The 21303-nt window shown below is 51.1% G+C and carries 18 protein-coding genes; 17 read left to right on the plus strand and 1 reads right to left on the minus strand.

Going from position 1 to position 21303, the window contains the following annotated elements; genetic code table 11:
- Positions 1-39 precede the first annotated feature (39 nt).
- The 17 genes from RIC29_14015 to RIC29_14095 all read left to right on the plus strand — a co-directional run bounded on the left by RIC29_14015 (position 40) and on the right by RIC29_14095 (position 17394).
- A complete protein-coding gene (locus tag RIC29_14015; protein MEQ8736037.1) occupies positions 40-1044 on the plus strand; it encodes a metal-dependent hydrolase in 1005 nt (334 codons plus the stop codon).
- 311 nt (positions 1045-1355) lie between these two features.
- Entirely contained in the window at positions 1356-2210 is an 855-nt protein-coding gene (gene cobA / locus RIC29_14020) for a uroporphyrinogen-III C-methyltransferase (GenBank protein MEQ8736038.1), read from the plus strand.
- Between the two features lie 4 nt (positions 2211-2214).
- Positions 2215-2511, plus strand: coding sequence for a DUF2849 domain-containing protein (locus RIC29_14025; GenBank protein ID MEQ8736039.1), 297 nt, complete (start codon positions 2215-2217; stop codon positions 2509-2511).
- Between the two features lie 3 nt (positions 2512-2514).
- Entirely contained in the window at positions 2515-4170 is a 1656-nt protein-coding gene (locus tag RIC29_14030; GenBank protein MEQ8736040.1) for a nitrite/sulfite reductase, read from the plus strand.
- Complete coding sequence (locus tag RIC29_14035; protein ID MEQ8736041.1) at positions 4157-4669, plus strand: DUF934 domain-containing protein; 513 nt, start codon at positions 4157-4159, stop codon at positions 4667-4669. The genes RIC29_14030 and RIC29_14035 overlap by 14 nt, the downstream gene beginning before the upstream one ends.
- Positions 4666-5364 carry a phosphoadenylyl-sulfate reductase gene (locus RIC29_14040; protein MEQ8736042.1) on the plus strand — a complete coding sequence of 233 codons (699 nt, stop codon included), beginning with the start codon at positions 4666-4668 and terminating at the stop codon, positions 5362-5364. The genes RIC29_14035 and RIC29_14040 overlap by 4 nt, the downstream gene beginning before the upstream one ends.
- Positions 5365-5371: 7 nt before the next feature.
- A complete protein-coding gene (gene cysD / locus RIC29_14045) occupies positions 5372-6166 on the plus strand; it encodes a sulfate adenylyltransferase subunit CysD (GenBank protein ID MEQ8736043.1) in 795 nt (264 codons plus the stop codon).
- A gap of 9 nt (positions 6167-6175) precedes the next feature.
- On the plus strand, positions 6176-8068 hold the full coding sequence (gene cysC, locus RIC29_14050) for an adenylyl-sulfate kinase (GenBank protein ID MEQ8736044.1): 1893 nt from the start codon (positions 6176-6178) through the stop codon (positions 8066-8068).
- Between the two features lie 3 nt (positions 8069-8071).
- A complete protein-coding gene (gene hemA, locus RIC29_14055) occupies positions 8072-9370 on the plus strand; it encodes a 5-aminolevulinate synthase (GenBank protein ID MEQ8736045.1) in 1299 nt (432 codons plus the stop codon).
- Complete coding sequence (gene hemC / locus RIC29_14060) at positions 9357-10277, plus strand: hydroxymethylbilane synthase (GenBank protein ID MEQ8736046.1); 921 nt, start codon at positions 9357-9359, stop codon at positions 10275-10277. The genes hemA and hemC overlap by 14 nt, the downstream gene beginning before the upstream one ends.
- Entirely contained in the window at positions 10274-10999 is a 726-nt protein-coding gene (locus RIC29_14065; protein MEQ8736047.1) for a uroporphyrinogen-III synthase, read from the plus strand. Before hemC ends, RIC29_14065 begins: the two co-directional genes overlap by 4 nt.
- Before the next feature lies 1 nt (position 11000).
- On the plus strand, positions 11001-12020 hold the full coding sequence (hemB, locus tag RIC29_14070; protein MEQ8736048.1) for a porphobilinogen synthase: 1020 nt from the start codon (positions 11001-11003) through the stop codon (positions 12018-12020).
- Complete coding sequence (locus RIC29_14075) at positions 12020-12586, plus strand: NAD(P)-dependent oxidoreductase (GenBank protein MEQ8736049.1); 567 nt, start codon at positions 12020-12022, stop codon at positions 12584-12586. The genes hemB and RIC29_14075 overlap by 1 nt, the downstream gene beginning before the upstream one ends.
- A gap of 512 nt (positions 12587-13098) precedes the next feature.
- Complete coding sequence (locus RIC29_14080) at positions 13099-13980, plus strand: 3-keto-5-aminohexanoate cleavage protein (protein MEQ8736050.1); 882 nt, start codon at positions 13099-13101, stop codon at positions 13978-13980.
- Between the two features lie 12 nt (positions 13981-13992).
- Positions 13993-14613 carry an ureidoglycolate lyase gene (locus RIC29_14085; GenBank protein MEQ8736051.1) on the plus strand — a complete coding sequence of 207 codons (621 nt, stop codon included), beginning with the start codon at positions 13993-13995 and terminating at the stop codon, positions 14611-14613.
- Positions 14614-14794: 181 nt separating this feature from the next.
- The gene (locus RIC29_14090; GenBank protein ID MEQ8736052.1) at positions 14795-15961 is read left to right on the plus strand and encodes an FAD-dependent monooxygenase; all 1167 of its coding nucleotides are present in this window, start codon (positions 14795-14797) and stop codon (positions 15959-15961) included.
- A 95-nt stretch (positions 15962-16056) separates the two neighbouring features.
- A complete protein-coding gene (locus tag RIC29_14095) occupies positions 16057-17394 on the plus strand; it encodes a multiheme c-type cytochrome (protein MEQ8736053.1) in 1338 nt (445 codons plus the stop codon).
- Between the two features lie 61 nt (positions 17395-17455).
- Here RIC29_14095 and RIC29_14100 read toward each other — a convergent pair whose 3' ends face one another.
- The gene (locus RIC29_14100) at positions 17456-21301 is read right to left on the minus strand and encodes a hypothetical protein (GenBank protein MEQ8736054.1); all 3846 of its coding nucleotides are present in this window, start codon (positions 21299-21301) and stop codon (positions 17456-17458) included.
- Positions 21302-21303: the final 2 nt, after the last annotated feature.

A 21303-nucleotide genomic window follows, 5' to 3' on the forward strand; every position in this document is an offset into this window, starting at 1 on the left:
CCACATTATCTCAGTATCTGCAGGCGGAAATTACTAAATATGGATCCTTTAACACAAGGCGCATTGGGCGCTGCTCTCGCGCAGGCGACACCGACCAAAGTTAAAAATGTTGGAATTGCTGGCGTGCTCGGCTTTGCTTCCGGCATGGCCGCAGACTTAGACGTGTTTATCAGGTCCTCAACAGACCCCTTAATGTTTTTGGAATATCATCGCCATTTTACGCATTCGTTGGCCTTCATACCTGTCGGTGGTTTTATTTGTGCACTGGCGCTTTACTACACATTAGGACGGCGGTGGCAGCTATCCTTTTTTCAGATCTTTGTTTGCTGCACACTAGGATACGGAACACATGCACTGCTTGATGCCTCAACGTCCTACGGCACCATGTTATTTTGGCCCTTCAGTGAAGATCGTATTTCTTGGAGTTTTGTGCCCGTTATAGACCCGCTGTTTACGGTGCCATTCGTCTGCTTGTGTTTAGCATCGGCATTGCGCAAAACGCGGATATTCGCTTACGCCGCAATGTGTTGGTTTTTCATATACCTATCATTGGGAGCCTTACAACATAACTCGGCCCAGGCCATGGCGGAGCACATCGCAGCCTCTCGCGGACATTTACCAGTCCGGCTTGAAGTTAAACCAAGTTTTGCAAATATCTTGGTTTGGAAAACGATATATGAAGTAGATGAACGATTTTACGTAGACGCTGTTCGGGTCGGTATAGCCCCACGTATATATGACGGCGTCTCGGTTTCTAAACTTGACCTCTCGCAAGACTTGCCATGGCTAGAGGCCAACACCCAACAGGCAGAAGACATTAGACGGTTTAGAGATTTCAGTAAGGGTTTTGTTGCGCTCGATCCTCAGGCTGTAAATCGAATTATTGATGTTCGTTATTCATTCTTGCCCAATGAGATCAGACCGCTTTGGTCGCTCGAAGTGTTGCCAAACTGTGATTCAAATGCATACGCGATCTATCAGACCCATCGTGACAACCCTAAACAGGACTTCAAGCGTTTATGGAGAATGCTGACGCTCAATTAAATTTCCAGGAAACGGAACCCTCTTCTTTTGCTTCTGAATCGATAGCTTCAGACCGATGGCACGCATTCCCATACATAAGATGGTTCTGGCCGGTTGGCGACCCGGCGTAGGTTGAGCTGATTCGGTTTTTCATTACGGCCTGACATCTAGACGGAGAAAATAGAGAAAATAATCCTATTAGATGATAGAAAAAAAGGGAAAATACCTAAAATATAACCCTTAAAACACCATGAGAGAGAAATTTACTCTCTTTCGTCTTTGTCTATCTGTATCGAGCGCGCATCTGATGCCTTAATGTGAGAGCGCGTTTAATGAATGCAATAACTAATCCTGGAAAAGTATCTCATGCCAATAATGGTGAAGAACGCTATGCCGGGTCTGTAAAGCTTGTTGGCGCGGGGCCGGGCGCAGCAGATCTCTTAACTGTTCGTGCGCTCAAGGCTATAGAGTCAGCCGATGTCATTTATTATGACAGCTTGGTTGGTTCTGATGTGCTCACATATATCAAGCCAAACACGACCCGCATTTTTGTTGGTAAGCGTAAAGGTTACAGCGCGTTTCCACAGAAGGTGATCCAGGATCGCATGGTGCGTGATGCAAAGTCCGGTAAACGGGTGGTGCGTCTTAAAGGTGGAGATCCATTCACTTTTGGGCGCGGTGGTGAAGAACTCTTTGACCTACGCGCTCAAGGTATATCTGTAGACGTTATTCCGGGCGTTACTGCAGCATTGGCTGCCGCGACGGAGCATGGCATCCCCTTGACACATCGTGATGTCGCAACCTCAGTTACGTTTGCGACTGGCCATACATTAGATGGTGGGCTTCCAGATTTAGCTAACCTATTTTCGGCTAAGCGCACTTTGGTTGTTTATATGGGGATTTCTAACGCTGAAGATATCGTTTCCCAGCTGCTTAACGAGGGTGTTTCTGGGGCAACGCCAGTCGCCGTTGTTGAGCGGGCCTCTTTACCTGGACAGCGACATATTAGGTCTTCGCTTGCTGCGCTTGTATCTGATTTACACACAAATGATATCGGCTCGCCTGCTTTACTGATCATTGGTGCTGTGGCTGCATTGAATCAGTCCGTTATCGATTCTTCAATTTCCAATCAAACCCAAGCTGGACCGGCAGACTCATTCGCTTGGGTTCATCATCCAATGGGTTAATGCAATGCCTTTTGTTATTTCTGCCAACCGTCTTGAAGACGGTGTTGTTGTTTATTTAACACAGACAGATGAGTGGTCTGTGAATGTAGCTGACGCGCGCGTTGTTACTGATGATGACCTGGATTGCGTCCAGAACATCGGCCTCGACGCAGAGGGCCGCAATCATGTGGTTGAGAGTTATGCCGTAGAGGTGGGCGCCAGTGGCACGGTTTTGCCAAGCCGCCTGCGCGAACGTATTCGCAGTCACGGCCCGACCGTTGGGGATCATCAGTCACGTCTCGCGCATAATTCTGAGGGCTGAGCCATGTATGTATATGATTCTATAGATAAGTCTCTTCTTAACCAGCGCGTCGCCGAGTTTCGAGAGCAGGTACGCCGCCGATTAGCCGGTGAGTTGACGGAGGATCAGTTTAAGCCGTTAAGGTTGATGAACGGCCTGTACCTGCAACTCCACGCTTACATGCTGCGTGTAGCAATTCCTTATGGCACTTTGTCATCAGATCAGATGCGGAAGCTTGCCTATATTGCCCGAAAATATGACCGCGGCTACGGTCATTTTACGACACGCCAGAACATTCAATATAACTGGCTGGCTCTGAGTACGACCCCAGATCTTCTGTACGACTTGTCCGAGGTGGATCTCCACGCAATCCAAACCAGCGGCAACTGCATCCGCAATGTAACGGCTGATCCCTATGCCGGTGCCGCCGATGATGAGGTGGATGATCCACGGATATGGTCTGAAGTTATTCGGCAATGGTCTACCTTTCATCCGGAGTTCTCTTATCTGCCCCGCAAATTTAAGATTGCGGTGACCGGAGCTGATGCTGACCGTGCCGCTATTAAGTTCCATGATATTGGTCTGCGTGTTGTCCGCAATTCTGAAGAAGAATTGGGCTTTCAGGTTTTTGTCGGTGGTGGCCAAGGCCGGACGCCCATCGTTGCCCCCTTGATAAGACCCTTCCTACCCTACAAAGACCTGCTGAGGTATTTGGATGCCGTCCTGCGTGTTTACAATCGGTTTGGTCGTCGCGACAACATCTACAAAGCGCGCATTAAGATCCTTGTGCAATCTCTTGGGGCTCAAGAATTTTCAGCCTTGGTTGAAGATGAATTTCAATCTGTAGATACCAACTTGTTTCCTGTTTCTGAAGCAGAAGTAAGCCGCATCCGCGCGATGTTTGAGTCCCATACTCCGCGCGCTAAGCACGATGGCGATTCTATTTTTGCACAGATGAAGAGCGAGTCACTATCATTTCGACGGTGGTGTGAGACCAATGTTCACGACCACAAAATCCCAGGATACGCTATCGCGACAATTTCCTTGAAACCTATCGGCGGTATTCCTGGTGATGCATCAGCGGATCAAATGGATGCCATCGCTGATCTGGCAGATCGTTTTGGCTCTAGTGAAATTCGTGTCACTTATACTCAAAATTTAGTGTTTCCGCATGTGCAGCAGGCAGACCTATATGCTCTCTGGCAAGAGCTTGGACCACTCGGCTTGGCGACATCTAATATAGGTCTTGTCACTGACATTATTGCTTGCCCGGGTTTGGATTATTGTTCTCTTGCTAATGCGAGATCTATTCCCATTGCCCAGGCCGTTAGCGATCGGTTTTCTGACCTTGATGAGCAGCACAACATTGGCCCCCTCGATATCCGTATTTCTGGCTGCATCAATGCTTGTGGTCATCATCATGCGGGCCATATCGGTATTCTTGGTGTTGATAAGAAAGGTGAAGAACTCTACCAGCTTACGCTTGGCGGACAAGGAGACGGAGACTCTGCAGTTGGAAAGATTTTAGGCCCGGGTTTTGATGAAATCGGGATTGTCGATGCTGTCGAAAATGTGATCGCCACGTATCTCAGTGCTCGCAAGGACAATGAAACCTTTGCCCAAACCCATGCCCGTATGGGACCTGCTCCGTTCAAGGAGAGACTCTATGGCGCTTCTTGACATTAATGGCGTAGAGCTGACCAATGAATGGCGCGATGTAGAGTCTTGGAATGGTGAGGTTCCTTCGGACTTCATTATTGTGTCCTTTACTGATTTTAAAGCTCATGCGCCTGTCATCGATAAAGACTCTCTCTCGCGAATAGGGGTGCGCTTGACCGCCGAAGACGATGCGGCGGAGATCGTTTCGTATGCACCGACTCTGGGACTCATAGAATTGGTGTTCGCTAAATTTAAAGATGGTCGTCCTTTTTCTACTGCCGTTAAGTTGCGCCGCGAGCAAGGGTTTGCGGGTGACTTAAGAGTTAGCGGAGACTTTATTCCCGACCAAGCCCTCTTTCTTATCCGCTGTGGGTTTTCTTCCGTGGTTGTCCCGTCACAGTTTGACGTTAAACAGGTCAAAGCCTCTCTGTCTGCCTATACGGTGGCTTATCAATCGGCAGAAGACCATAAACTGACCCTTGTTGAGCAATTGCGGATGTCTGGGTCCACCTCAAAATGATGGGACTCACTATTCAAGAGGCGAAGCTGAAGTTCAAAGATATCTCCGGGGCAGATCTCGTCGCTTCTGCAATAGAGGCGTTCCGGGGTGAATTAGCATTTGTCTCATCCTTTGGCACAGAGTCAGCCGTCTTGCTTCATATGGCGTCAAAAATTGATCAGGCTGTTCCAATCATCTTTCTCGATACAGGCAAGATATTTGGCCCAACGCGGACATATCAAAAAAATCTAGCTGATCATCTGGGGCTGACCAACGTTCGGCGAGTTCAGCCAAGTCCGGCAGTGCTTAAGAACGAGGATAGCTCAGGTGCGTTGTGGTCGACAGACCCTGATAGATGCTGCGCGATACGCAAAGTAGAGCCACTTGCAACAGCACTTGAAGGTTTCAGCGCCTGGGTCACAGGGCGTAAAAGATTCCAAAATAAAGAGCGCACGCGCGCGGAGCCGGTTGAAATTCAAGACGACAGATTGGTGCTAAGCCCTTTGCTGGGCTGGTCGAAGACGGATTTGAACAGCTATTTCGAAAAGCACGAGCTGCCGCATCATCCCTTAGAGAAAGAAGGGTATCTGTCGGTTGGTTGCTACACTTGCACGACAGCAGTGGCGAATGATGAGGATATAAGGGCCGGCCGTTGGCGAGGCCGTTCCAAAACAGAGTGCGGCATTCACAGACCTGCACGAAAACAAACTGCGTGAGGACGTTATGGATCATTTGACCCAGTTGGAAGGCGAGAGCATTTACATTTTGCGCGAGGCGCGAAATCGTTTTGATCGTCTCGGTATGCTTTGGTCGTTGGGAAAAGATTCCAATGTGATGATTTGGCTTGCTCGCAAGGCATTCCTTGGTCGCGTGCCATTTCCCGTCATTCACTTGGATACTGGCTTGGAATTCGATGAAACCTATGCCTTTCGGGCTAAGTATAAAGATGTTTGGGGCCTTGATCTTATTGCCGACGATTGTCCGCCGATAGAAGCTACTGATCCAACGTTACCAAGTGGCGCTCGCGTTGCCGCTCGGAAATCTTTAGGGCTTAACCAAGCGATTGACCGCTATGCATTTGAGGGCCTGATCGCTGGCATTCGGCGTGATGAACAGTCGACCCGCGCTAAAGAACGTGTTTTTAGTCCAAGGTCGTCGTCTAACGGGTGGGATGTGCGGTCTCAACCACCGGAATTCTGGAACCAATTCAACACGGATTTCGCACCTGGCACTCATGTCAGAGTTCATCCGCTTCTCAATTGGACCGAGGTTGATATTTGGCGCTATATCGAACGAGAAAGCATTCCAGTCGTCGATTTATACTTTGCCAAGAATGGCAGGCGATTCCGTTCTCTAGGCGAAAAGGGAATCACCGAGACGGTCCCCAGCGAAGCCGATTCCATTCAAGCCATTATCGCTGAGCTTGAAACTACCAAAACCTCGGAGCGCGCCGGGCGAACAATGGATCACGAAAGCGAAGATGCATTCGAAAGACTGCGCGTTAGCGGTTACTTGTAAGGCCACGTTATGACTAAATTTTTAAAACCTTATCCGATCGTTGTTGTTGGTCATGTGGACCACGGCAAGTCCACTTTAATCGGTCGACTTCTACATGATTCGGGCAAGCTGGGTGATGGCAAAGCAGATGAAATTCACGCCGCATCAAAGCGGCGAAATAGAGAAGATGAATTTGCGTTTGCTTTAGACTCCTTGCGCCTCGAGCGCGACCAGGGCATCACCGTTGATACGAGCCGGGTGTGGTTTAAAACCGAGAAGCGGCCTTACGTCATTATTGATGCGCCGGGGCATTTCGAGTTCGTTCGTAATATGGTGACTGGTGCTCATGCGGCAGAAGGGGCCGTGCTGGTGGTCGATATTGGCGAGGGTATCTCAGAGCAAACCCGTCGTCATGCGTTTCTGCTGACCATCCTCGGCATAAGTAAGGTTATTGTCGCTGTTAACAAGATGGACATGGTCAAATATGACGAAGCCAAGTTCAAAGCGCTCGCGGGCGATATTAATGAGTTTCTATCTGGTATCGGTATAACGCCAATCTTCATCATACCAATCTCTGCCAAAGCGGGTCTGGGTGTCGCGCATCATGGCGATGAAACACAATGGTTCGCGGGGCCAAGTATTTTAGAGGGGCTTGATCTCTTCCCTGAACCAGAAAGTATAAAAGACGCACCGTTTCGGATGAGCGTCCAAGACGTTTACAAAGAGGGTGACAACAGAATTGCGGTTGGCCGTATTGACGCGGGTAGCTTGCGGGTCGGGGATGCTGTGGTTCTACAACCGAGCGGTCGTGTGCTTACACTCGCGAAGTTCCAGCCTTGGAGTGACGATACGTCACAGATTTCTGCGACTGCAGGACAGTCAGTGGCACTGAATTTTGAACAGGCGGCGTTTGTCCAGCGAGGGGACCTTCTGGTGGCGCAAGAGTCTCGGGCACAGACCGCTTCATCTGTGCAGGCACAGGTATTCTGGTTGCATGTGGACCCTCTCAATCTTGGTGATGTGGTGAACTTGCGGCTGGGGGCGGCAAAGCATGAAGTGGTTGTTACCGCTATAGATTCGGTTGTTGACTTACAGTCCCTCGAAAATCATGACGGGAATTCTATCCCCTGTAACGGTGTTGCCACTGTTACGCTGGTCGCTCGGTCCACCATTGTGTTTGATACGGACCATAACAGTCCCATGGCGAGAGCTGTTTTGTCACGTGATTTGGCTGTGGCTGGCGGTGCACTCATCGTTGGTCCAGGGGAAAAATTAGGTAAAGATGCTTCGCAAAACTTAACACCTGTCCCGAGTGCAGTTGCGCGCCGTGAGCGCTCTGCTTGGTTCGGCCATAAAGGTGGCGTTTTTTGGTTTACTGGGCTTTCAGGCTCGGGCAAATCTACAATAGCTTCGCTACTTGAGCGGCGGTTGTTTGATCTGGGTGTGCATACCATTGTTCTCGATGGCGACAGCGTCCGCAATGGATTGAATCAGGACCTTGGATTTTCTGAAGATGATCGTACTGAAAATCTTCGGCGTGTGGCCCATGTGGCGCGTCTTATGTCTGACAATGGTTCAGTCGTTATTACTTCTTTCATCGCTCCTGCTGAGTCAGACCGTCAAGCCGCGCGGTCCATCATTGGAGAAAATTTCCACGAAGTTTATGTGAAGGCTTCAGTAGATACCTGTGAGCAACGTGATCCAAAGGGCCTCTATAAGAAAGCTCGTTTGGGTGAGATATCTGATTTTACGGGTGTATCCGCAGACTATGATCCGCCAAAGAATCCGGAAATCATCCTGGATACGGAAATGCTCACTGTAGAAGCCGCCGTAGACCATGCCTTGAGACATATTCTTGATGCGGTTGATCACGTGAGCGTAAAGCAACAAGAGGCCACCCTTCAAGTCGCAGTAAAGGCTTAGCATATGTCTTTCGTAGAGCTATCACATCCTAAATCGGAGCAGACGGCTGCAGCCTCTGAATTGTCTGGTGTGGTTGATTATGAAGGCGTGTTTGCGACCCAATTGAATGAATTGAAAGCAGCGGGGCACTATCGAACCTTTGCGCGTTTAGAACGGGTGCCGGGTGCATTTCCAGAAGCGCTCCTACATGAAGGAGAACGTAGGGTTCCCGTTACGGTGTGGTGCGCCAATGATTATCTCGGTATGGGGCAGCATCCAGTTGTGGAAGCGGCCATGCATGATGCTGCTACTCAATTCGGAGCTGGCGCAGGTGGCACACGCAATATTGCAGGCACTCATGATGTCCATGCGCGACTAGAGCAGGAATTGTGTGAACTTCATCGAAAAGACTCAGCTTTGTTGTTCACCTCTGGCTATGTTGCGAATGAGGCAGCCTTATCTACGCTGGCGTCTCGATTGCCGGCTGCGGTTGTCTTGTCCGATGAAAAAAATCACGCTTCCATGATTGCGGGTATTCGGCATAGCAAGGCGGAGAAACGTATTTTTCGTCACAATGATGTCGCCCATTTAGATGAATTGCTTTCAGGTATAAATTTTAAGCGTCCGAAAATCATTGCCTGCGAGTCTGTCTATTCAATGGATGGAACCGTAGCGCCGCTAGCAGAAATGGTTGACGTCGCTAAGCGGCATAATGCTCTGATCTATGTGGATGAAGTACATGCCGTCGGTCTCTATGGCCGTGAAGGAGCAGGTATTGCCGCCGCCCAAGGTGTTGATCATGAGATTGATTTTATACAAGGGACCTTAGCCAAAGCATTTGGCGTGATGGGTGGCTATGTTGCTGGCTCTCGCCGAGGCATCGATTTCATTCGGAGCTTTGCTCCGGGTTTCATTTTTACAACAGCCTTGTCTCCGGTTCTAGCCAACGCAGCGCTGGAATCCATAAAGCATGTCCGTAGTAATACGGACGGTCTTCGCAACATGCATAAGCGTCAGGTCGAACGCCTCAAACAGGCATTGCGGAGTCGACGTGTTTCCTTTCGCGATGAAGCGTCTCACATTGTGCCTGTTATTATTGGGAATGCCTTTGCGACACGTGAAGCTGCGCGCCTTTTGATGGAGCGCTATCGCATCTACGTTCAGCCTATTTTTGCACCGACTGTTGAACCCGGAACGGCACGCCTGCGTCTGACCCCGACACCATTGCATACTGATTATATGATTGAGGAACTGGCTGATGCGTTAGTGGATGTGTTGGGCACTATTCAGAGTTTGAGGGAGACATCTCATGAATTGGCCTAAGCTAAGGATTGGCACGCGGCCTAGCCGGTTGGCCCGGGTCCAAATCGCCATGGTACGCCATGAGTTGTGTCGTTTAATTCCCGATCTGGAAGACAAAATAGAAGTTGTTGTGTTTGAGACGCCGGGTGATCAGGACCGTAAATTATCCTTAGAAGATTTAGGGGGTAGAGGTGTTTTTACCGATACATTAGATGCTGCCGTTGCAGCCGGAGAGATAGACTGCGTGGTGCACGCTATGAAGGATATGGCACCAGCGTTACCTGAGACATTGATCATCGGTGCTACGCTTGAGAGGGAAGACCCGAGAGAAGTGCTCGTTTCACCTAAATACGCAAATCTGGATGCTATTCCAAAAGGGGCGGTGTTCGGTTCGTCTTCAATTCGTCGCCGGGCGTTGCTCCGCCGCCTGAGACCAGATCTCAATTTTGATTTGCTGCGCGGTAATGTCGAAGAGCGTATTGCGCAGTTGGGTGAGCGTGATTTAGATGGCACTATTCTTGCCTACGCTGGCTTAGCGAGGTTAGGGCTCCTTGCATATGCGCGTCAGGTATTTCCATTGAATGTCCTTCCCCCAGACCCGGCGCAAGGGGCCATCGGTATAATTTGTCATTCTGAAAACTTCGCCGTACGCCGTGCTTTGCAGCTGATTAACCACTCCGAAACGTTTGCTGAGGTGGAGGCTGAACGCGCCGTTCTTCAGTCATTGCCGCACCCAGATGCCCTGGCTATGGGTGCTATTGCCCGTGTCACAGGGCAGAGTTTGGTGCTCTCAGCAACCCTCGTCTCAGAAGATGGGGCGCAGGAATGGTCCAATACTCTTGAAGGTTCTACTGCAGATGCAGCACAGATTGGCTTGCGTATGGGTGCTATCTTGCGTGAGCCAGCCCAGGTTTTATTGTCCGCATGATCCTGAATGTTCGTCCTTCCCAGTATCACGCCGACTTTCAATGTGCTTTAGGGTATCTGGGGGTAAAGGTGGTGCCTTGCCCTGTTCTGTCCCTGCTTGAGCTTCCTTGGTCTGCTCAAGGATTACAGAACTTTGATGCTCTGATTGTTACCAGTCAAGCTGCCATAGATATTCTCGAGCGGAAAACAGCGGCACGACATTTCCGGGTATATGCGGTTGGTCCTGGTACAGCCGGTGCAGCTCGGGCTGCAGGATATCTTGATACGGTTGAGGGTGGTGGAACGGCAGAGCAGCTTTTACGCGTGCTGGATGCGGCCTCTTTTCGCAAAGCGCTTTATGTCTCAGCGCAAAATGTGTCACGTGATTTAACCAAAGACAGGCCAGACAGGATTGTGCGGCAGGTGGTTTACGATATGGTGCCGACACAGGGGCTAACTAAGGTTGTTATTGATGCGATCCGTTCAACACCACGCTTCATCGTTCCCTTCTATTCACCGCGTTCTCTCCAGATTTTTGAAGCGCTCATCAAGTCTCATAATCTGGAAAATAGTTTGTCAAAGGCTAAGGCGGTCGTAATTCATCCACGCCTGTTAGACGACATGGCGCTCTCTTGGGGGAAGCGTTTGATTGCATCCAGCCCAAACGGCGCTGGTATGATCCATGCAATTAAGGACAACGTCATAGACCTTGGCATCAAATCTTCGATGCCTGAAGCGGCCTGACATGTCGACAATAAAATCAGCACCGGCGGCAAGCTTTCCGGCGTCGCGACCGCGGCGGGTGCGTCAGTCAGCTTGGGTTCGCAATCTCGTGCGGGAAACGAGCGTTCAGCCCACTGATCTGGTCTTACCTCTATTCGTGGTGGAGGGAAAGAATCAGAGAATACCTATTAAGAGCCTGCAGGGCGTTGAACGCTTGTCCATAGATTTGGTTGTCGAGGTGGCAACTCGAGCTGCGGGTCTCGGCATTCCTGCTGTAGCTCTTTTTCCTGTGGTGGATATCGCCCTCAAAACGGAAGGGGGCGAAGAGTCTTATAACCCGGGTTCTCTGATTTGCCGGGCCGTAAAGGCTGTGAAGCAGAAAGTGCCTGAGATCGGTGTGATCTGTGATGTGGCGCTAGACTCATACACGACGCATGGGCATGATGGTTTGCTTGCCAAAAATAAAGTGCTCAATGACGAGTCAGTCGAAGTACTCGTGCGTCAAGCGTTAGCCTTGGCTGCTGCCGGCTGTGATGTGATTGCGCCGTCAGACATGATGGACGGACGTGTTGGAGCCATAAGGGCAGCATTGGAAGACAACGGCTTTCCGGACATGCTTATCCTTTCTTATGCGGTTAAATATGCATCCTGTTTTTACGGTCCGTTTCGTGACGCTGTAGGGTCGTCTGTTGCCTTGGGCGGCGCTGACAAGAAAACCTATCAAATGGACCCCGCCAATTCTGCTGAAGCCCTGCGCGAGGTTGGATTGGATATCGCGGAAGGTGCCGATATGGTCATGATCAAGCCCGGCCAGCCTTATCTTGATGTCATACGCAATGTGTCACAGGCGACAGATGTTCCTTTGTTTGCATACCAAGTCAGCGGTGAGTACGCGATGTTATGCCTTGGCGCTGAACATGGACTGTTTGATAAGACAACGGCTATCCTTGAGTCCTTGATAGCGTTTAAGCGTGCGGGCGCGACAGGCATATTCACATATGCGGCGCTCGACATCGCGACTCACCTCCAAGAGGTGCGCTAATGCTTCCTTTAATGCTGAATGTATCTGCAATGCCTGTTGCGGTCATTGGCAACGGATTTTCGGCAGCCATGCGATTGAGAACGCTGCAGGCCAGCGGCGCGAGTAATATTGTTACTTATGCGACTGCACCGGAGCAAGAGGTCGCTGATCTTGCAGGTGAGGCTTTGTACAATCGTCTGCCGACAGATGAGGACTTCAAGACGGCGCGGTTTGGTCTCGTTTATGTCTGTGATATTCCGGAGCCTGAAACACATGAGATGGTTAAGGCTTCACATGCTATTGGTGCATTTGTGAATGTTCATGACCGACAGGACCTTTGTGATTTTCATATGCCTGCTATTCTCAGGCGCGGGCATTTACAGGTTACCGTCTCGACCGATGGTAAAGTAGCCGGTCTCTCTCGCATACTTCGTGATTTTCTTCGGGATCATGTGTTTGGTCCGGAGTGGGAGCAGCGGGTGAGTGAACTTGGCGCACATCGCGCTGAATGGGTGGAGAAAAAACTGCCTTTTTCTGAGCTCAGAGATCGCGTTAACAATTACGTAGCAAAAAGAAAGTGGCTGTGATCTGTCTATAGGCACTAGTCAGAAGCTGTCAGTTGCTTTGATACCGTGTATTTCAGAGTAATTGATCAGACCGTACCAAGGAACTGTACTTATAATCTTGGACTAGAATAGAGCGAACTAAAGTTAGAACTTCGGCCTCTTTGTTTCTTACGATAGCCTAGGTGCGAACCAAAAAATTGCCGATAGTCATCGAAGAAATTGTCGCATAGGTTCTTGGCGAGGTTAAGCGGCCGCTACTTCGTTCTTTGCTGCAAGTCAAACTTGAGATCGTTCTCAATACACAATTCAAAAAACATCCATACTGTAGAAAACCTTAATGCTCATGTTAGCATATTGAGTTGAGCGATTTCTGGAAGCCCTGATGTTTTCGTTTCTTAAAACTTGGGCAACTGCGATGGCTACACTCGAAGTCTGCAGTTATTGAGAAGGTGCCGATCTTCATTTTTTGTGACGAAGATATTTTGAGATTTTCTGAGTTTCACAACTACCGACGAGCAGAGGGTTATTTGTTTATGAATACAGACGTCGTCCTTACTTGTGCACTAACGGGCGCTGGCGATACTGCTGGCAAGAGTGAGCATGTCCCTGTGACGCCGGAGCAGATTGCGGCTGCCGCTGTTGAGGCAGCTCAAGCTGGTGCATCTGTGGTTCACGTTCATGTTCGTGATCCAGACACGGGCAAGGGGGGGCGTGATCCGACTCATTTCCGTGAAGTTGTTGATCGTATTCGTGAGTCGGGAACTGACATCGTATTGAACTTAACGGTCGGTATGGGAGCCCAGATGCAATTGGCCGATATGGATCCCCGCAAGACCGGAGAAGGCACAGATATCGTGCCGGCAGAGGAGCGCTTTCGCCATATCGAAGAACTCAAACCAGAGATTTGTACGCTTGACTGTGGCACTATGAACTTCGGCGAAGACACGGTGGTCATCAATCGCCTTATGGATTTGAGATGGATGGCGAAGCGAGCTCGTGAACTTGGTGTTAAACCTGAGCTCGAAGTCTTTGATATGGGGCAGATGCAACAGGCGCTCACGCTCATGCGTGAGGGGCTTATTGCTGATCCGCCGCTGTTCCAATTTTGCTTGGATATTGCCAGTGGTGCGCCAGCAACGGCAGAGGCTATGATGGCGATGCGGTCCATGTTACCTGTCGGGGCCAATTGGGCGGCGTTTGGAATTTCCCGGGCGCAGATGCCGATGGTGGCACAAGCCATGTTGCTGGGTGGCAATTGCCGAGTTGGTTTAGAGGATAGTCTTTATCTTTCCAAAGGTGTGTTGGCCACAAATGGTCAGTTAGTTGCGAAAGCAAAGCGCATCATAGAGGAACTCGGAGGTCAAGTCCTGAGTCCAAAAGCCGCACGAGACAAACTCCACCTTACGAAGCAGTGATAGGTACTAAATATGGCTGAGGTTGTTATGAGCAATGAGGTGCGCGTTCTTAAGCCCGTCAAGGCGACGGCGGAAACTCTAAAAGGTTATGGCTATCTGATCGGCGAGCCAGGCATCAGCGTGCTTGACAAGATTGATTTTTACGGAACCGATGTCGTGGTCACACAACCGGCAGCGTTTCATGGTAATGATGACCTTTGCTTGAATCTCGTGTCCTTTAATCCGCGCCCCCTGAATGTAAAGTGGATGGAATATCACACCAAGCACACCCAGACGTTTATACCCCTCTCGGGCAAGCCGTTTTACATGGTATTGGGCAAGCCAACCGCGCGCAAAGCCGATGGGTCATGGGAGGAAGGCCAAGAGAACCTGCCTAACTTGAACACCATTCAGGCGTTTGAGTTCGATGGTACCGGCGGTCTCGTTATGCATGTCGGAACCTGGCATGAAGTGCCGTTCCCGATCAAAGGTGCGACACATTTCGTCTGCATTTGTACCAATGAAACAAATGATAATCTTGAGCAAGGCGATCACAAAGGGGAGTGCGAAGGCGGCGATTTGTCTAAGCGTAACATCGAAACTCAGTTCGGTGTCACGCTTCAGATAGAGCCAGAACCATCAAATCGTGATTGAGTAGTAAACAAGGTCGACAGCTTACGAATGCACGGTGTCTATTGCACTCGACTGCACTCGATGAGATCGCTGTTCCTCATCAAATCTAACTCAAGCTCTTGTCTTTAGGTGTGCCCCCTAGAAGGGTATTGTCACCCAGTCATAAAGCTGAAACGGCCATCCAATAAAACGGGAGTCTCTCATGGGTAAAGATGTTGTGATTGTTGGTGCCGGTTTGGGTGGCCTGACAGCAGCGCTGGCTTTGCAAAAGCATGGCATAGAAGTTCGCGTTTTAGAGCGCGCCGAAGAACTCTCAGAGGTTGGTGCTGGCATCACGTTGTCGCCAAATGCGACGAAGGCGTTAGAGAGCGTCGGCCTTAAGAGTGCATTAAATGAATTCGCAACCGTTGTGAGTACACAAGGAGTGATCCATTTTCAGACGGGTGACGTGCTTGTCGAGAACGACCGTGGTGATGAGCCGTTGCGTAAATATGGCGCGCATTATTACCAGGCCCATCGATCCGACTTGCATGCAGCTTTGGTTTATCAAGTGCAGCGTCATGACTCAGCGAGCATTACACTAAACGCTGAAGTGAAGAGTGTGTCCGAAGATAGAGGAATCGTTCGGGCTGCGCTCTCAACCGGAGAGACAATAGAATGTGCAGCGCTCATTGGTTGTGATGGTCTGCGTTCCAATATTCGGCAGTGTCTGTTCGGCGAAGACAACCCTAACTTTACAGGGCACGTCGCCTGGCGCGGCCTTATTCCCATCGCAGATGGAAACATATTCGGCATGGATCTGTCATCCGGATTGGCCATTGCGCCTGAGAAGTCTTTTGGATGGTATCCTATTCGCAATGGCACACTTCTGAATTTTGTCGCACTTGCTCAAACCCACGAATGGGCTGAAGAGGGCTGGGCGATTCCGGCAAAGATAGCAGACTTGTTGAACGTGTATGACGGCTGGGACCCACGCATCCTCGAAATCATCAAATCCACCCCAACGAATGCCTGTTTCAAATGGGGACTGTTTGACCGGGAGCCCATGGATAATTGGACGGTAGGTGCGGTAACTCTATTGGGGGATGCGGCGCATCCCATGCTACCGTTTATGGGACAAGGGGCAGCGATGGCCATTGAAGATGGTGTCGTTCTGGCCAGGTGTATTGCGGAGAGCCCCGATTTTGAGTCAGCCTTTGTGCGATACGAAAAGGCCCGCAAAGACCGCACAGCATTTGTTCAACTGGAATCCCGAGCCAAGGGACTGCGACTGGAAGACAAAGAGACAGAAAAATACAATAAAGCGAAGCATCGCAATGAAGAGTCGGTTGGCCTTTTCGAGTACAACGCGGCGACAACGCCAATATGAAATGGGTTAGACTCAAAAAAGGAGTATTTCCTTGAGGCTGAGCCTCGTATACGTTCTGTTATAATTGCCCATAGACAGTGACCCGGGGGGAATTCGTGTCTAAGAAGTTTTTTGCCATCACGTCGGCTTTATATGCTGTTTTCTTGTTAAATCCTGCGTTCGCTCAGAATTCTCGCGACATTCCATTCGTTTCAGACGAGGTTCATTTGGGTGTTGCCTCTTGTGCCGGTTCCAGTTGTCATGGCGCGTTGGAACCGTGGGCCAACTCAACGGTTCTTCAAAATGAATACATCATGTGGGAAGAGGAAGACCCGCATTCCGGTGCTTACAAAATTCTGCTGACAGATGAGTCGCAGCGCATTGCCAAGAATCTTGGTTTAGGCCGTGCGGAAGATGCTGACCTTTGTCTCGACTGCCATGCTGATAATGTGCCGGTTGAGCGGCGTGCGAAAGGATTCCAGATTTCAGATGGTGTTGGCTGTGAAGCCTGTCACGGTGGTGCGGTGAACTGGCTGGGCCGCCATATTTCCGGCGAAGCAAATCATGCGGCAAACCTTGAAGCGGGTTTGTACCCAAGTGAAGATCCCGTTGCCCGGGCAAAGTTATGTCTATCCTGTCATTTTGGTACTAAGGATCGCTTTATCACCCATCGCATTATGGGGGCGGGCCACCCGCGTCTTGCGTTTGAACTCGACACGTACACATGGACGCAGCCGGGCCATTTTGTAGTGGATGAGGATTACCGGGCGCGTAAGGGAAGCATCTCGAGTGTTCAGGTTTGGGCTATCGGTCAAGCCGTGGCCGTAGACTCCCTTTTAGATGCCATGCTTGATCCTAACCGTAACCGGGATGGTATTTTCCCCGAACTTGTCTTTTTTGATTGTCATGCCTGCCACCACCCGATGTCTAATGTGAGGTGGGTGCCACGGGACAGCCACGAAATTGGTCCGGGTATTCCGCGCATTTATGATGCCAATTTGATCATGATGCAGGTGCTGTTAAAGCGGGTTGACCCGGAGATGGCAACCAGCCTCGCTGAAAAGTCGAAAGCGCTGCACCAAGCCTCACTTCAAGGTTATGACGCGGTGATCAAAGCAGCTGGAGAGCTGAAAGAAGCGACCCAGGGCGTTATTGATCAACTCGCGGCCTACACCTTCACAGCCGCGGACACAAAAGCCTTGCTGGTTGGACTCATGAACGAGGGGCTGTCCGGCGAATATGTGGATTATGCCGCTGCCGAACAGGCGACGATGGCCGCCTCCGCAATGCTGCAGACCATGGTTGACGATAAAATGATTTCCCGGGCTCAGTACATTGAGCTTTCCGGGGTCTTAAACGATTGCTATGCCGCGATCGAAAAAGATGAAGAATACAATCCGCGTCAGTTCCTCGCCGCCCTGGAAAACCTACAACGGGCGATGCCGTCGCTTTAGCTTTTATCAACGGGTTTAAGCGCTGCCTCTTGGGGCGCTTCTGGGCATATTTCTTGGGACGTTAGGGTGTTCTGTCTGCGGCCTGTTCTTGCGGCAGCATGGGCAGGTTCAACTCTGATACCGCGTCGATAAAGGCATCCAGGTCAATCTCATCTGAAACAAACCAGGGGGTGCCGCGGTCGTTCAGATAGAGCTTCTGCTGCTCCTCTTGTGTGAAGGGCCTGGAGCCTAGACGCCCAAACACCGCAATCTGATTGCCCGACTCATCGACACCTCTGTCGCGGTCTAAGCCCTTTGAGAGCGCTGTCGCCGGTTTCGCGGTTGGATACCAGGCAATAAGTTCGGGTTTGGGGTCTGGGCTGAACCCGTAAAACCCGGGTTGACTGTCGGGTGAGGTTAACTGCACGACCTTCAGTCCGTTCTTTCCGTCGGCCACGTAGGCAAATAGCGAGGCGTTGGTCGAGCCGACGATAACATCCTGGGCATCCTTAATTTGCCCGTCCGCGGTGAAGGTTTCATAAATTGTTGGTCTGTCGGGGTGTTCAATGTCAATGATAACCAGGCCATCGCGCCCGGCTGCCACATAAGCAAAGGTGCGCGCCACGTATATGCGGTGTGCCTCTTTCATGGCTACAGACGCACCCTGCAAGACCTGTGGGGCCTGAGGGTTGGTGACATCAACGACGTGAACGCCGTTTTGATCCGCGACGTAGAGATAGCGGAATTGCAACGCGGTCGAGCGTGCACCTTCAAAGGGGATGACGGTTACAAGTTCCGGTTCAAGCGGGCGTTCAAGGTTGACCACTGCAACACCAAAATCACTGCTGATGTAGGCGAGTTCTCCGGTCAGAGTAATGTGTTGTGCACCGGCCAGTACACCGCCTGGGTTCCACGTCAAGGCGCGTTCCAGGTGATTGTTGCGCGGTTCGCCGTCTGCCAACGTATCGACATTCACAATAATCAGACCTTCCGATGCATCCGTAACAAAGGCATAGGAATACAGCGGATGAATGGGCTGCTCTTGGTTAACCTCAATCATCAGGTCCCGCATGGCCGGATCACTGTTCATGCGCGTCGGTGCAATCGGCTGGTTGGTCGGTAAGGCGATGCAGGTCGCGTTCTGGGAGGAGACTTCGGTGTCCTGACCCAAGGGGCTGAACGGGGCTGAAATAATGCGTTGAGAAACGCCTTTGTTCGCGATGGAAGCCACATCGTAGACCTTAAGCCCGTCTGCGCCGCCCGCAGTAAATAGGTATTCACCGCGCAATTGGAGGCAGCCCACTCGGCCGGCACCATGGGTGTAGCTTTCGTAGAGTTTCCGCCCGCGATCTTGATGATCTTGGAACCAATCCGGGTAGGCGTATTTGTGCAAATAGCTGCCGATGACGGCTTGAGGTTCGTCCCATTCGGTCACGCGCACGGCTTCAATACCGCCGTCGCCGCCAATCCATGCGTTATAGCCGACAAAGTTCACGAAGTTTGTGCCGTGCAACAGCAGCTGCGCCATGATCGCATTGTTGTCGTTGTCTTCCGACAAATGACAGTCAGAGCACGTTTTGGTTTCGGTCTTGCGCACAGTGTGCGGGAAGTGAGGCGCGAAGGCCTGGCTTGAATACCCGGCCGCCGAGATTGGCGGCTGCTGAATGTATATTTTTTCGCGGTTGATATTGGTTGAGGACAAGATCAGAGCAGACGTCGATCGTATTGGCGCGATGGTGTTGCCCTTGGTTGTCTGATGAATGCCCAATTGGAACATCTGGTCACGTACGACTTGCGGGTTATAGGTGGCGAAGTTTCGTGTTTCACCGCCCTCGTAGTGATGCCGTTCGGTTTTCCAGTTGGCTTGAATTGGCAAGTGACATCCGGCACAGGACGTCGTCCAGGATAGATGACAGGTATAGCACTCCATTTCATCGGTATCGTGCGCCCGGCTTTCCTGCGGCACGCCCAAACCCCAGTCCATTTTCGATGTGTCATTGCTCACCAGTTTCGCCCTGGCCGCCTTGGGGTTGTAAGTGTCGTGGCCGGGATTAACCGAGTCTTTGACCAGACTGAGCGTCCATTCTAAATCTGGGTCTAAGGATGACCGTTGAATGAGTTCGCAATCGCGCACCGTTGTTTCTGGCAAATCGCATTCGGTTCCGCGCCACTCAAATCGTCTTTTTCCATCCATGACCCGCATCAAGCTGAGGTCTGACCCACCGGGCCGCGCAGCCGGTCCAGATGTGCGCAAAGTTGGGTAGGTATCGGCATCGCCGTGGCAATCGTTGCATCGAATTTCGATGGCGTTTGCGACTTCGCCATGAATGTAGCCGTTGCCATGGGCGTCTTGGGAAAAATGACAGTCGACGCAATGCATGCCGAGCTCAATATGAATGGATTTCATATGAACAGCCTTTTCCCACTTGTCGGGGTCGTCATGGGCGATCATCTCGCCAACATCGTCTAACAGGTTGCCTTTACGGTCCTTCTTAAACACCGCACGAAAATTCCAGCCGTGGCCATGATAATCAGCAAACTGTGTGTTATTAAGCTCCGGGTTGCGGTCCCATACGGTACGTAAGAAATCAACGTCCCCCCATTTACCGCGGATGGCCGCTTCTTCGGGGTTACGTTCCAATATTTCAAGCATTTCGGCGCTTGTCGGATACTGCTGTTCTTCAGGCCACATCGCCGGGGCATCAGCTTCGTAATCCCACATGGTGTAGCCCAGCATGGAATTCACGAAAATGTTTGGCTGATGCATATGACAGACCATGCATTGGCTCGTCGGGATGGCACGCGTAAAGGCGTGTTTGATCGGGTGCCCGGATTCTCCTTTGGGAATGACCGGGTCCACACTCGCGCTTTCGCCCATATGACCATACTTGGCATAGGGGCCAGAGTGATCCGGTTCACGATCATTGGCATAAACCACATGGCACGATGCGCATCCGGAGGACCGGTAGTCGCCCGGTTGATCATTCGTGCCCAAAAACCAGGTGAAGGGGTCATTGAGCCGCGTCTTGTGAATGTTGATGACCGGTACCGCGATGCGGAGTCCGGTTCCAGGGCCACGGTTAGACTGGCGGATATCAGGACGGCCCGGCTCTTCAAGACGTTGTAAGCTGCCGACCAGTGTTGCGACATTGGGCAGGCCGATTTCAGGGAAAATATTGAGGATGTTGCGGCCACCGCGTTCAAATACCCGGAAGACATCGCCGGGTGGGATGACCTCCCAGGCAGGTAAGGGGTAGAGTTGAGGCAGAATCCCTCTTTCTTCTGTCATCCATGGGTCAACCTGACCTGGACTCTTAATGGTCGCAGGATCCCCTTCATGGGTGTAGGCCGCGCCCAGAATGTAATTTTTATAAGGTAGAATTCCGTTGTTATAGGCGGCACCCCCCCACAGCATGGCGCCTGTGGCCATCAAGCTGCGCTCTGCGGCCTGGATGACGGGGAGATGGCATGATCCGCAGGCCGTGCGCGCGACCCGGTAATCTGACGGGTTAATGAAGCGGACGTACTCGGGACTTTCCTTGTTCAGCAACGTATAAGTGCGTTCGGGGTTGGCGCTATGCGGGTAATGCCAGGTTTCAGGGTAGAGCGGTTGAACATGTGCTTTTTCCTGCGCTGCGCGATAGGCGGGGACGCCTTTCATCGCATTTGCAGGCGCCCGGACGCTTGGATCACCACCGTGGCAATCGGCACAGCCAAGCACAACAGCCTCACTTATATGCATTGTCTTCTGATCAGAGTCCGTGTGGCAGGTTATGCAACCGGCGCTCATCGCATCAGCTTGATCCCAGGTTTGAAATTGAGGAGCCGGAGGATAATAGGGATAGGTGACAGAACGCGGCTTCTCTCCATCGGCGGCATGGGCAAATCCGGCGACTATAAGGAAAACGGCTGTGAGACAAAAACGCATAC

The organism is Rhodospirillaceae bacterium (assembly GCA_040219235.1).
In the GTDB taxonomy this organism is placed as follows: Bacteria; Pseudomonadota; Alphaproteobacteria; order Rhodospirillales; family Rhodospirillaceae; genus WLXB01.